This window comes from Shimia sagamensis (assembly GCF_900182745.1).
GTDB lineage: Bacteria > Pseudomonadota > Alphaproteobacteria > Rhodobacterales > Rhodobacteraceae > Shimia > Shimia sagamensis.
The window spans coordinates 83,406-96,397 of sequence record NZ_FXTY01000008.1; the positions used below are offsets into that span (position 1 = coordinate 83,406).

At 54.3% G+C, this 12,992-nt stretch carries 11 protein-coding genes; 7 read left to right on the forward strand and 4 right to left on the reverse strand.

Annotated elements, in window-relative coordinates; translation table 11 throughout:
• Positions 1-71 precede the first annotated feature (71 nt).
• On the forward strand, positions 72-2,339 hold the full coding sequence (locus QOL67_RS18040) for an ATP-binding protein (RefSeq protein WP_430458973.1): 2,268 nt from the start codon (positions 72-74) through the stop codon (positions 2,337-2,339).
• Here the strand turns inward: QOL67_RS18040 and QOL67_RS18045 are convergent.
• The gene (locus tag QOL67_RS18045; protein ID WP_283427382.1) at positions 2,336-2,935 is read right to left on the reverse strand and encodes a sulfotransferase family 2 domain-containing protein; all 600 of its coding nucleotides are present in this window, start codon (positions 2,933-2,935) and stop codon (positions 2,336-2,338) included. The genes QOL67_RS18040 and QOL67_RS18045 overlap by 4 nt on opposite strands.
• A 195-nt stretch (positions 2,936-3,130) precedes the next feature.
• On the opposite strand from QOL67_RS18045, the gene recA reads away from it, so the two are divergent.
• The 6 genes from recA to QOL67_RS18075 all read left to right on the forward strand — a co-directional run bounded on the left by recA (position 3,131) and on the right by QOL67_RS18075 (position 9,573).
• Positions 3,131-4,204, forward strand: coding sequence for a recombinase RecA (recA, locus tag QOL67_RS18050; protein ID WP_283427383.1), 1,074 nt, complete (start codon positions 3,131-3,133; stop codon positions 4,202-4,204).
• A 113-nt stretch (positions 4,205-4,317) separates the two neighbouring features.
• Positions 4,318-4,746: an MOSC domain-containing protein gene (locus QOL67_RS18055; protein WP_283427384.1), complete on the forward strand. Its 429-nt coding sequence runs from the start codon at positions 4,318-4,320 to the stop codon at positions 4,744-4,746.
• Between the two features lie 131 nt (positions 4,747-4,877).
• On the forward strand, positions 4,878-7,550 hold the full coding sequence (alaS, locus tag QOL67_RS18060; protein WP_283427385.1) for an alanine--tRNA ligase: 2,673 nt from the start codon (positions 4,878-4,880) through the stop codon (positions 7,548-7,550).
• A gap of 78 nt (positions 7,551-7,628) precedes the next feature.
• Positions 7,629-7,916: a DUF1330 domain-containing protein gene (locus QOL67_RS18065; protein WP_164642773.1), complete on the forward strand. Its 288-nt coding sequence runs from the start codon at positions 7,629-7,631 to the stop codon at positions 7,914-7,916.
• A gap of 143 nt (positions 7,917-8,059) precedes the next feature.
• Positions 8,060-8,536 carry a hypothetical protein gene (locus QOL67_RS18070; RefSeq protein WP_283427386.1) on the forward strand — a complete coding sequence of 159 codons (477 nt, stop codon included), beginning with the start codon at positions 8,060-8,062 and terminating at the stop codon, positions 8,534-8,536.
• Positions 8,537-8,790: 254 nt separating this feature from the next.
• Positions 8,791-9,573 carry a class II glutamine amidotransferase gene (locus QOL67_RS18075; protein ID WP_283427387.1) on the forward strand — a complete coding sequence of 261 codons (783 nt, stop codon included), beginning with the start codon at positions 8,791-8,793 and terminating at the stop codon, positions 9,571-9,573.
• Positions 9,574-9,577: 4 nt separating this feature from the next.
• On the opposite strand, the gene QOL67_RS18080 is transcribed toward QOL67_RS18075, so the two are convergent.
• From QOL67_RS18080 to QOL67_RS18090, 3 genes are all read right to left on the reverse strand, one after another.
• Positions 9,578-10,579, reverse strand: a complete 1,002-nt coding sequence (locus QOL67_RS18080; RefSeq protein WP_283427388.1) for a ligand-gated ion channel — start codon at positions 10,577-10,579, stop codon at positions 9,578-9,580.
• 175 nt (positions 10,580-10,754) lie between these two features.
• Positions 10,755-12,575, reverse strand: a complete 1,821-nt coding sequence (gene typA, locus QOL67_RS18085) for a translational GTPase TypA (protein WP_283427389.1) — start codon at positions 12,573-12,575, stop codon at positions 10,755-10,757.
• A 69-nt stretch (positions 12,576-12,644) separates the two neighbouring features.
• The gene (locus tag QOL67_RS18090) at positions 12,645-12,980 is read right to left on the reverse strand and encodes a DMT family transporter (RefSeq protein ID WP_283427390.1); all 336 of its coding nucleotides are present in this window, start codon (positions 12,978-12,980) and stop codon (positions 12,645-12,647) included.
• Between the last annotated feature and the right edge of the window lie 12 nt (positions 12,981-12,992).

The window sequence follows — 12,992 nt, forward strand, 5'->3', positions numbered from 1 at the left end:
AACGAAGACGTAAAAGAATAGGTGCAGACGTGTCCAATTCGACAAAGGCCAAGGGGCCTTCCCCCCGCCATATGGGGGACTCACCACATCATGCCGGTATTCTTGCCTTGGCCGCTTTGGTCATGGTGGTGACGGCTGTTCTTTTGCAGCCTGGCCCCATGCGCATTGCGATGGTGTTTGCCAGCGGGCTTCTGGGCCTAGGCAGCGCAGTGAGTTTGATGGTGTCGTTGCGCCGCAAGGCTGCGCAGATGCGGGCGGTTTCTCTGTTGCGCCGGATGTTTGATGAAGCGACCGATCTGGCCTTTGTGTCTAACCCTGAGGGGCAGGTGATCTACGCCAACAAGGCTGCGATGGACGCGGGTTTGGGTGCGCGTGACACCATGATTGAAGCGCTGTCAGATCAGTTTTTGGACGCGGAAGGCAAAGTGCGCGATATGATTGCCTCCAGCCTTGCAGAGGGAAACTGCGAAGAAGAGCTGTCTCTGCGCGACACGATGATGCGGCTGTCCGTAACTAGTTTGGAATACGGCGTTCTGCTGTGGAACATCCAAAAAACCAACCCGGTATCGGACGCGCAGCATGCCGGTGGCGCGCCGCGCTTGCCGATGCTGACTGTGGGACGGTCTGGCACGGTTTTGTTTATGAACCCTGCGGCCCGGCACTTGCTTGGGGAGCGCAAGAAAACGCTCGCCGACGTGTTTGGTCCTGAGGTGCAAGATCTGCGCAGCGCAACTGTGGTGCATACGTCAAACGGGGAGCAGCAATGCTTGGTAGCGGAATTTGAGGCCACGGCCGGGCGGCGCGAGATCTACTTGCTGCCCACGGAGGTACCTGTGATGCGCGATGGCGCGGTGCAGTTTGACGAGTTGCCGGTCGCCCTTCTGAAGGTGACCCCTGAAGGGGACGTACTTCTGGCCAACCGTGCCGCGCGGGTGCTGATCAATATGGAGGTCACACCGAAGACCACCATCGGCGACCTCATGGAGGGCCTGGGACGCTCGATTGTGGATTGGCTGATGGAAGCCGCGCAAGGCAAAACGGTCAATCAATCGGAGTTCCTGCGCCTTAAGCGAGACGACAAAGATGTGATTGTGCAGGTGAGCCTCAATCGCGTGATCGAAGGTGGCGAAACCTCTTTGATTGCCGTGTTAAGTGACGCCACCGAACTCAAGTCTCTGGAAGCGCAATTTGTACAAAGTCAAAAGATGCAGGCGATTGGCCAGCTGGCAGGTGGTGTAGCGCATGATTTTAACAATCTTTTGACAGCAATTTCAGGGCATTGTGATCTTTTGTTGCTGCGGCATGACCAAGGCGATGCGGATTACGCAGACCTTATTCAGATCAATCAGAACGCCAACCGCGCCGCCGCACTTGTTGGGCAGCTGTTGGCGTTCTCCAGAAAGCAGAACCTGCGCCCGGAAGTGTTGGACCTGCGCAATACGTTGGCGGACTTGACGCACTTGCTGAACCGTTTGGTGGGGGAGCGGGTGACGCTGACTTTGAACAATGATCCGGTGCTGCCAGCGATCCGCGCAGACAAGCGGCAGTTGGAACAGGTCCTGATGAACCTTGTGGTCAACGCGCGGGATGCAATGCCGGATGGCGGTGAGATTCGGGTGACAACAGAGGGCGTTGAGCTCGGCGAGGCACTGGAACGTGACCGGGTAGTTGTTCCGGTTGGCAACTACGTGTCGGTCACAGTGGCAGATCAGGGCATCGGCATTGCGCACGACAAGCTCCAGAAAGTGTTTGAGCCATTTTTCACCACCAAAAAGACGGGTGAAGGCACTGGGCTTGGCCTGAGCACTGCGTATGGCATTGTGAAGCAGACGGGCGGTTACATTTTTGTCGACAGCACCGAGGGGGTGGGCACCACTTTCACGTTGATGTTCCCAGCACATGGCGCGGCGGCGGAACAAGTGGCAGCACCTGAGCTTGGCAAGCGTCCTGACTTGCCAGAGGTGCAGCACAGTGGTGTTGTCTTACTCGTAGAGGACGAAGCACCAGTGCGATCCTTTGCGACACGTGCATTAAAAATGCGGGGCTTCACCGTGCTTGAGGCTGCGTCGGGAGAAGAGGCTCTGGAAGTTCTGGAGATGGATCATCCAACCATTGATGTGTTTGTCAGTGATGTGATCATGCCTGGAATGGATGGACCGAGCTGGGTGCGCCAAGCCCGTGAAGATTACCCAAATGTGCCTGTGATTTTTGTCTCCGGCTATGCGGAAGACAGTTTTTCGGATGATCAGGCGCGTATTGAAAATTCTAGTTTCTTGCCGAAACCATTTTCACTCAGCGACTTAACGGAAGCAGTTCAGGCGCGTATCTCAAGCTCCTAAGATAGGCTTTCATATAGGTCAAACTCCGCTGCGCATTTTTTGCGCAGCTTTTGCAATGTGGCGTCGGGTAGATCGAGTGGCATCGTGGGAGAGCTGTTTCGGCGTTCCAATTGGACATTTCGCTGCAGCCGGTCCTCCAAAAATGAGATCAATTGAGGTTGATCCTCGTATCGGAACAGGTGGTCTACTTTCACACCATTGGGGCGCGGCTCCAGAAATTTGGCCTGGCTGCCAACATTGGCAAAGGCGGCCTTCTTGTCACCTTTCATGTATTCTTGCACAAACTCTTCAAAGCTCACGTTCTCGGTTGAGTTTGTATGCCCCCGCATAAAGTCGCGACGTCTGTAACGATACCAGCTGGCCAACCAGCTCACAGGTTCTCGCATGACGGCCATCAGTTCCAGATCATCGGTTTTGCAGGCGCGTTCGAACATGGGGCGGAAAAAGCGGTTATAGCGATAAACCGGGGCGTGTTTGAGCTCTGGTGGATTGGAAATCACCATGTCCGCGGAGGGCGCCAAAGCTTCTTCAATGGCTGTTGTGCCGGTCTTTGGGACTGACAGGAACACAAGTTTTTGTTTCCAGAAAACAAGCATTTGTACGGCCTTGAGTAAATGAAAGACAAGTTGCTCTAAGTTTGTAAACCAGTTCTTAACCAAAGGGGATGGAAAATGTTCCTATTCTTTTCTCTTGATTTGTTCTCCTTTTGATCTCATAAGTTTTTAGAACAAGAGGTGAACACAGGCAGTGATTGCCGCCCGTGCGCGGGTGTGGAATAAGGAACCAAGCAAATGGCAACGGCAGATCTTTTGACAATGACCACCAAGAAATCCTCATCCCCCGACAAACAGAAAGCGCTGGACAGCGCGCTGGCGCAAATTGAGCGGCAGTTTGGTAAGGGCTCGATTATGAAACTGGGCGCGGACAACCCTGCGCAAGAGATTGAGTCGACCTCAACCGGCTCTTTGGGCTTGGACATCGCGCTAGGAATCGGCGGTTTGCCTAAAGGTCGGATCATCGAGATTTATGGACCGGAAAGTTCCGGTAAAACCACGCTGACTTTGCATTGTATTGCGGAAGAGCAGAAAAAAGGCGGCGTTTGCGCGTTTGTGGATGCGGAACACGCGCTGGACCCACTGTATGCCAAGAAACTGGGTGTGAACCTGGATGAACTGCTGATTTCGCAGCCAGACACCGGGGAACAAGCGCTGGAAATTACTGACACGTTGGTACGCTCTGGTGCAGTGAACATGGTTGTGGTCGATTCGGTTGCGGCACTTACACCGAAGTCCGAACTTGAAGGTGACATGGGTGATAGCAACCTTGGGGTTCAGGCAAGGCTAATGAGCCAGGCGATGCGCAAATTGACAGGGTCGATTGCGCGCTCCAAATGTATGGTGATTTTCATCAACCAAATCCGGATGAAGATTGGCGTGATGTTTGGATCGCCAGAAACCACGACAGGCGGTAATGCGCTGAAGTTCTACAGCTCCGTGCGGTTGGACATCCGTCGTATAGGCTCGGTGAAAGATCGCGACGAAATTGTAGGCAACGCAACGCGTGTGAAGGTTGTAAAAAATAAAGTGGCGCCACCGTTCAAGCAAGTGGAGTTTGACATCATGTATGGGGAAGGCATCTCCAAGATGGGCGAATTGCTCGATTTGGGTGCAAAAGCCGGCGTGGTGGAGAAATCTGGTAGCTGGTTCAGTTATGGCGATGAGCGGATTGGGCAAGGTCGCGCAAATGCCTCGGCGTTCCTGAAGGAAAACAGCCGTATGGCGCTTGAGATCGAAGATAAGATCCGCGCCGCACATGGGCTCGAGTTTGACATGCCGCCAGGTGACGAAGACCTGGTCGAAGATTGACTCCTTCCAAAGACAGATTGACGCGGGTGTTACCGCATGTGATGGCCGCTCCCAAAGACGGGGCGGCCATTTCGCATTTATGTCTCAGGCCGGAGCGTAATACGCGGCGGTTTGTGAAAAAGATTACGCTGACCAAGGCGCAGGGCATTCCCGGAGAGCGGTGGATGACGCAGCCTTGGCTGCGTACTGACGTTGGTGCGCCCCATCCAGGCATACAAGTGTGCATCATTCCGCGGCGTGTGCTGGATTTGGTGTGGGCCCCAAATGAGGAAGTGTTACATCCTGGCGATACCTTTGCGGCGGACCTTGATATGTCCGAAGGCAACTTACCAACCGGTCAGATGTTGGCAGTTGGCACTGCTATTTTGCGGGTGTCAGAAGTCTTCAACGACGCTTGTGTGAAGTGGAAGGCCAGGTATGGGCCGGCTGCTTACGAGTGGATAAGAAAACCAGAGCATCGGGTGTTGCGGTTGCGTGGTGTTCTTTGCAGCGTTGAACAAGATGGTGTGATTCACGCTGGAGATCTATTACGCAAAGTGTGACGGCGTTGATGAATGCTAAGGCGGGGCGATTGGCTTTGTCGCACTAAGTTGGGCGCAATGCCATGTGGACAGGCAGGCGCGGGGGTTATACACCCGCTTGAATACCGAAACCCACGTTAAGAGATCTGCTCATGGCCAGCCTAAACGACATCCGGTCGACCTTTCTGAATTACTTTGCCAAACAAGGTCATGAGATTGTGGACTCCAGCCCGCTGGTGCCGCGCAATGACCCGACACTTATGTTTGTAAACTCAGGCATGGTGCAGTTCAAAAACCTCTTCACCGGGGTTGAAAAACGGGATTACCAGCGCGCCACCACGTCGCAGAAATGTGTGCGGGCCGGCGGCAAACACAACGATCTGGACAATGTGGGCTACACAGCGCGCCATCACACGTTTTTCGAAATGCTCGGCAACTTCTCCTTTGGCAATTATTTCAAAGAAGAAGCCATTCCGTTTGCGTGGAACCTGATTACCAAAGAGTTTGGTATCGATCCAAAGCGGCTTTATGTGACGGTCTATCATACCGACGATGAAGCCTATGATATCTGGAAGAAAATTGGTGTTCCAGAAGAGCGGATCATCCGGATCGCGACCTCTGACAACTTCTGGCAGATGGGTCCAACTGGCCCATGTGGTCCCTGCACTGAGATTTTCTACGACCATGGCGAACACATTTGGGGTGGCCCTCCCGGTTCCCCTGATGAAGATGGCGACCGTTTCATTGAGATTTGGAACGTGGTGTTCATGCAGAATGAGCAGTTCGAAGATGGCTCCATGAAAGCGCTGGACATGCAGTCGATCGACACCGGCATGGGGCTGGAGCGGATTGGCGCATTGCTGCAGGGCAGCCATGACAACTACGACACCGATCTGTTCAAAGCATTGATTGAGTCGTCGGCCCATGTGACCTCAACCGATCCATACGGTGAGCAGAATGTGCACCACCGCGTGATTGCTGATCACTTGCGCTCAACTTCTTTCTTGATGGCGGACGGGGTTATGCCCTCCAATGATGGACGCGGCTATGTTCTGCGCCGGATTATGCGTCGTGCGATGCGCCACGCCCATCTGTTGGGCGCCAAAGACCCTGTGATGCACCAATTGGTGCCTTCGCTGGTGCAACAGATGGGACAGGCGTATCCTGAGTTGGGGCAGGCGCAGGCTTTGATCGAAGAAACGCTGAAGCAGGAAGAAACCAAGTTTAAGCAAACGCTGGACCGGGGCCTGAAGCTGCTTGACGATGAATTGGACGGTTTGGAGGAAGGCGCAGCGTTGGATGGTGCTGCGGCGTTCAAATTGTATGACACCTTTGGCTTTCCGTTGGACCTGACTCAAGATGCGCTGCGCGAAAAAGGCCGCGAAGTGGATACAGACGGTTTTGATGCCGCCATGGCAGAGCAAAAGGCCAAAGCTCGCGCAGCCCACAAAGGATCCGGCGACACTGCAGAAAACGCTGTCTGGTTTGATGTTGCGGATGAAAATGGGGCGTCTGAATTTCTTGGCTATGACACTGAAACCGCCGAAGGCCAGGTGCAGGCCATCATGAGGGATGGAGCCTTGGTGGATGCGTTGGCAGAAGGCGAAAACGGCTGGCTGGTGATGAACCAGACGCCATTTTATGCTGAAAGCGGTGGTCAGGTTGCGGACCACGGATTGGTGGAGCGGTTGGAAAACCGCGATGAGATGGCCAAAGTGTCCGAAGTGCAGAAGTTTGCCGATGGTAAATTGATCGCGCATAAGGTCGTGGTTTCGCGTGGAAAAATTTCCAAAGGTGATCCGGTGGCGATGATTGTCGATCACGGGCGTCGCACATCGATCAGGGCAAACCACTCTGCAACACACTTGCTTCATGAAGCGCTACGCGAGGCGCTTGGCGATCACGTAGCACAGCGCGGATCGCTTAATGCAGATGACCGTTTGCGGTTTGATTTCAGTCACAACAAAGCACTGAGCCCGGAAGAGCTGACTCAAGTTGGCTTGGACGTGAATGCCTATATTCGTCAAAACACTCCGGTGGAAACACGGGTGATGACACCTGACGATGCGCGGGGCATTGGTGCACAGGCGCTGTTTGGCGAGAAATATGGCGACGAGGTACGGGTTGTCTCCATGGGCCGGGCCAATACAGGCAAAGGCCAGAATGGGGATACCTATTCGATTGAGCTTTGTGGCGGTACGCACGTCAAACATACGGGAGATATTGGTGTGTTTGTGCTGTTGTCGGATAGTGCGTCCTCAGCTGGCGTACGTCGGATTGAGGCGTTGACCGGGGAGGTGGCGTTTGGACATCTGGCACGTGAGGCTAAGCGGGTTGCCGAAGTGGCAGGCACGTTGAAAGCACAGCCTGCGGAAATTCTGGATCGCGTGAAGGCGCTTTTGGATGAGCGCAAGGCTCTGCAAAATGAAGTGGCGACGCTGCGTCGGGAGTTGGCGATGTCTGGTGGTGCCGGGCAGGGCGCTGGCCCCGAGGCCAAAGAGATCAACGGTGTGAAGTTTTTTGCGCAGGTGCTTTCTGGTGTGTCCGGTAAAGACCTGCCGCCTCTGATCGACGAGCACAAAGCGCGTTTGGAAAGCGGCGCTGTGCTGTTGATTGCCGATACCGATGGCAAAGTGGCTGTGGCTGCCGGGGTGACGGATGATCTGAAAGGTGATCTGAGCGCTGTTGACCTGGTTCGTGCGGCAGTTGGCGCAATGGGTGGCAAGGGCGGCGGTGGCCGGCCGGATATGGCGCAAGGTGGTGCCAAGGATGCTTCCAAGTCCAAAGAAGCTTTTGCGGCAGCGGAAGCGGTGATCGCAGGCTGACCATTTGGTCAAAATCTTCTTGGCCTACCCGACATTTTCCGTAGAGTGTCGGGCAGGATAACAAGATTGGAGAGCCAGATGGGCGCACTTTGGATTGCACATGTGACCGTGACAGACGCGGACGCCTATGGAAAATACGCAGAGTTGGCTGGCCCAGCGATTGCCAAACACGGCGGCGAGTTTATCGCACGTGGGGGCAAATTTGTGCAGCTGGAAGGCAAGGAGCGGCCACGCAATGTAGTGGCGCGCTTCCCGGATGTGGACACAGCGGTGGCTTGCTATCACAGTCCGGAATATCAAGAGGCGCTGAACCACGCACGCGGCGCAAGTGAGCGTGAGTTGATGGTAGTTGAAACCAGTGAATAAGCTCATTTGGGCGTCATTCTTTGGGCTATGGACATCGTCTGTAGCCCTTGCTGATGTGGTCCAGGACATTCCAATCGACACGATCGCGGGGCCAACAACGCAAAAGCTGCCGGTGGATGGGATTTGGTTAAGGGGACAAATCTATGATGCGCCCGCTTTTGGTGCTGGGATTGCCATTGGTACGGAGTTGGTGCGTGTTGACGGCGACCTTGCCGTCAGAAAAGCCCGGTGGATTGCTGGCGATTAACGCCAAGGTTCACACAAAGCCAGGATTAACGGCGCGGCTTCCCTCTACAGATTGGAGGGATCACGATTTGGCGCCGCATCCACTTTCGGTGTGGCTCAGGGAGCCAGCGTGTCAAGTCGGTGTGGAATTTTGGGCAGAGGAGCCCTTGCGGGAAACACAAAAAGGGATTTCCGTCACTTTCCAATTGATCGACAAAGACGGCAGCATTCTTGGTGAGCGAGAATACAAGCGCTTTGTTGGCATGTCGCGCGTTGGTTTCGATGTAACGGAGTCGGGAGCTGATATTAGGGCCATCCAGATTTTGCCCGAAGCCAATACCGAGATTGCCGTCATCTCGGTCAGAGCCCGGACTTGCAGTCTTCTTCTGGGCTAACCTGACGAGAAAAGCTGCTGGGACAGCAGCCTGCTTGGCCGGATAGGTGAATTAGGTCGTTTTCTTTAGTTGCTAGGACCTTTCCACATGATGTGAAAGGGAGGGTGTCCTTCTGATCTGTAGTCAGTTGGGTCAAAATTCCGATCCAGATAGGAAAATCACACTTTTATCCCCGAGTAGCATCGCATATATGTGCTCTTGAACGCTTATCCTGTTTCTTTTAGTCGGGATCTGCAGGCAGGGAGAACAGCCGTATGTGTCGTTGGGCCGCTTATATTGGGGAACCTTGTTTCCTTGAAGATGTTGTGACGCGGCCGGATCACTCGTTGATCCAACAGAGCATGCAAGCCACAGAATGCAAGACACAGACCAACGGTGATGGCGTTGGCTTGGCGTGGTATGGCAGTCGGCCCGAGCCAGGGCTGTACCGGGACATTCTGCCAGCTTGGTCTGATCCAAATTTGAAATCGTTGACCGCTCAAGTGGAGTCGAGTCTGTTTTTGGCGCATGTGCGCGCCTCTACCGGTACGGCTACCAGCCGCAACAACTGCCATCCTTTTGCGGTGGGGCGCTGGTCTTTCATGCACAACGGGCAGGTTGGTGGGTTTGAGACCTTCCGCCGTCGCGCGGATATGCTGATCTCTGATGAACTCTATCCTGAACGGAAAGGCGCGACGGACAGTGAGGTGTTGTTTCTGTTGAGCCTTATGGAAGGCATGGATGAGCACCCAAAAGAGTCGCTCCAGATTGCCGTTGGCATCCTTGAGCGGATGAGCCGGGAGCGAGGCACAACACCCCATATGCGCTTGGCTGCAGCGTTCAGCGACGGCGAAACACTCTATGCAGTGCGGTACGCTTCGGATGATCGGGCACCAACTGTGTATCACCGCGCCAGCGACAGCCGGAGTGGACGTGCTGTGGTGAGTGAACCGCTGGTCGAAGCGGAGGAGGGTTGGGAAGAAATCCCGGCGGGGTCTTTCTGTCGGTTCCACGAAGACGGCAATTTTGAGATTGAACCGTTTCGACCTTTGAGCTGACGGCTTAAATCAGGAAAAACCTCACCGCCCAGAACAGAAAGATTGCGTGCAGGATTGGGAAAATCCAAATCACGAGATATCCGTCGATTTTGCGCGCAAGGTCTTCGCGGCCAGAGGTTTTCAGGCGCCGTAGGGCAATGTTTATGAGAACGGTGGAGCCGGTGATGAGGAACATGCCCACCAGAAGTGAGTCCATAAACGTCAGGTAGCCAAGTTTTGGCAGCATGGTGGAAATCGCAAAGTTGAAGGCCACGAAGACCAAAAGGTTGGCCGAGGCCATGTCGATACGGCGACGGTATTCTTCCAGAAAAAAAGTAGCCCAGCTTACAAACAAGATGATGAGCAGCGGCAATAAGATGCGCAAAACGTAGTATTGTACATGGCGTTTGCCCTCAAACCGCAATGCCACCATGGTTGTTTCGGCACCTCCGATACCTTCTACGGAACCGCTTTCTATAGAAGAATTTGAGAGAATCCACTCTTCTTCGCCAAGCAAGTCCCCCATACCGGATTGTTGTTCTAGCGGATAGAATTCGACAAACTCCAATGGGAGCATTGAGGAAACCTCCACGAAGAACTCTTGAGTATCAAAGGGGTACCGCTTGAAGTCGAAGTGTGGCGCTTGCAGGGTTGCGGTGAAACGCTCTGCATAGGTGACTTCACCGTTGTCTTTCAGCAAGATTGAGACTTGTTGTGTGAAGCGGCGCCCTTGTTGATTGCGAAGGATAAAATAGGGCGGTTGCGCACCGGCATCGTTCAAGAGTTTTCGGAATGCTTCGTTGCTGTAGGTTTTGACATCACTGCCGTGAGCCTCTGAGTCAAAAGCGAATTGTGGGTAATTTGCCTTGAGAAACAGGGTACCAACAACGCCAAAATTCTCCGCTTGTTGATCCACAAAGGTGATCTGGTCGAGTGTGACGCCAACGCCAATTTGTTGCGGTGACGTACGTTTGACAAGCGTATCGGTACTGCTGAAGGTGCCAAACCCACCACTTTGAGCGTGCAATGCGTCGCCAAAAAGAAGTAGGAGGCAGGCGAAGACTGCTGAGATCAGTTTTGTGAACATGGTGCCTTGGAATGTGAATATTCTATGGCCCGAATTTCAAGTACTTTCGCGATCTTCTCAAGTCATTTGTCAAAAGAAAAACGCCGGAGCGTGGCCCCGGCGTTTTAGTGATCGTTTAGCCAATCTTTTTGGACATGCGTTTACGCTCATGTGGATCCAGATAGCGTTTGCGCAGCCGCACATTTTGTGGCGTCACTTCAACCAGCTCGTCGTCGTTGATGTAGGCAATGGCCTCTTCCAAGGACAGCGTCATTGGCGTTGTCAGGCGGACAGCTTCGTCGGTACCTGATGCACGCACGTTGGTGAGTTTCTTGCCCTTGAGCGGGTTCACTTCCAGGTCGTTCTCGCGGCTGTGTTCGCCAATGATCATGCCGGTGTAGACATCAGCTTGAGCGCCAATCATCATTTTGCCACGATCTTCGAGGTTCCACAGAGCAAACGCTACGGAGGAGCCATTTTCCATCGAGATCAGCACCCCAGACCGACGGCCAGCAATTGCGCCTTTGTATGGGGCCCAACCGTGGAACACACGGTTCAGCACGCCGGTGCCACGGGTGTCGGTGAGGAATTCGCCGTGGTAGCCAATCAGGCCACGGGATGGCACATGCGCGATGATGCGGGTTTTGCCGGCACCAGCAGGGCGCATTTCGACCAGTTCGCCTTTGCGGGCACCTGTGATCTTTTCGATTACGGCACCTGAGTATTCGTCATCCACGTCAATTGTGGCTTCTTCGATAGGCTCAACTGTTTGACCGTCTTCCTCGCGCATGATCACCTGAGGGCGAGAGATCGAAAGCTCAAAACCCTCGCGGCGCATGTTCTCGATAAGAACACCCATCTGAAGTTCACCACGACCAGAAACCTCAAAAGCCTCGCCACCGGGAGTGTCCGCGATTTTGATTGCCACGTTGGATTCGGCTTCTTTCATCAAGCGGTCGCGGATCACACGGGATTGAACCTTTTTGCCGTCACGACCAGCCAGCGGGCTGTCGTTGATGCCAAAGGTCACGGTGATGGTGGGGGGATCGATCGGCTGAGCTTCAAGTGGTTCTTCAACGGCCAACGCGCAAATGGTATCAGCCACAGTGGCTTTTGACATGCCGGCCAGCGAGACGATGTCACCAGCTTGGGCTTCTTCGATGTCTTGTTGGGCCAGGCCACGGAACGCCTGAATCTTGGTTACGCGGAACTGTTCGATCTTTTGACCAATGCGGGACAGCGCCTGCACGGTTGCGCCCACTTTTAGCGTACCAGATTCAACCCGACCGGTCAGAATACGACCCACAAACGGGTCGGAGCCCAATGTGGTTGCCAGCATGCGGAAATCGTCTTCTTGTTTGTGGACCTGCTTTGGCTCGGGCACGTGGTTTACAATCAGATTGAACAATGCGTGCAGGTCTTGGCGCGGACCGTCCAGTTCAGCGTCTGCCCAACCGTTGCGGCCAGAGGCGTACATGTGTGGGAATTCGAGCTGATCATCGTTTGCATCCAAGGAGGCAAAGAGGTCAAAACACTCATCTAGTGCGCGGTCAGGCTCGGCGTCCGGCTTGTCAACTTTGTTGAGAACCACAATTGGGCGCAGGCCCAGTGCCAGTGCTTTGGAAGTCACAAATTTGGTTTGAGGCATTGGGCCTTCGGCCGCATCTACCAGCAGCACCACACCGTCTACCATGGATAGGATACGTTCCACCTCGCCGCCAAAGTCGGCGTGGCCAGGTGTGTCCACGATGTTGATGCGGGTGCCTTTCCACTCAACGCTTGTGGGTTTGGCAAAAATTGTAATGCCGCGCTCGCGCTCCAGTGCGTCGCTGTCCATGGCGCGCTCGGCCACTTCCTGGTTTTCCCGGAATGCACCCGACTGTTTCAGCAGCTCATCCACCAATGTGGTTTTGCCGTGGTCAACGTGGGCGATGATGGCGATGTTGCGAAGATCCATAAGGGCAGCCTTTCCTGTTCGCGCTCGCCCTATCGCGGGTCGCAGCAAAAGGCCAGCCCTTTGTGTACCTTAATGCACTGCAGTCTTGGAAAACAGGTTTATAACGAGGATTCCCGCAACAATCAGCCCCATGCCAAGAATTGCCGCTAAGTCGAGTTTTTGCCCAAAGGCAAAATAAGCGATGATTGAGATGGAGATGATACCTAGCCCAGACCAAACGGCATAGGTGATGCCGACCGGCAGAACCTTGAGAGTCAATGCCATCATATAGAAGGCGAGACCGTAGCCGATGACCACAATGATCGAGGGGATGGGTTTGGTGAATTGCTGGCTGGCTTGCAGAGCGGCGGTGCCGATGGTTTCAAACACAACGGCAACCAGAAGGATCAGATAGGCTTTAGGCATGCGCGTCCCTGA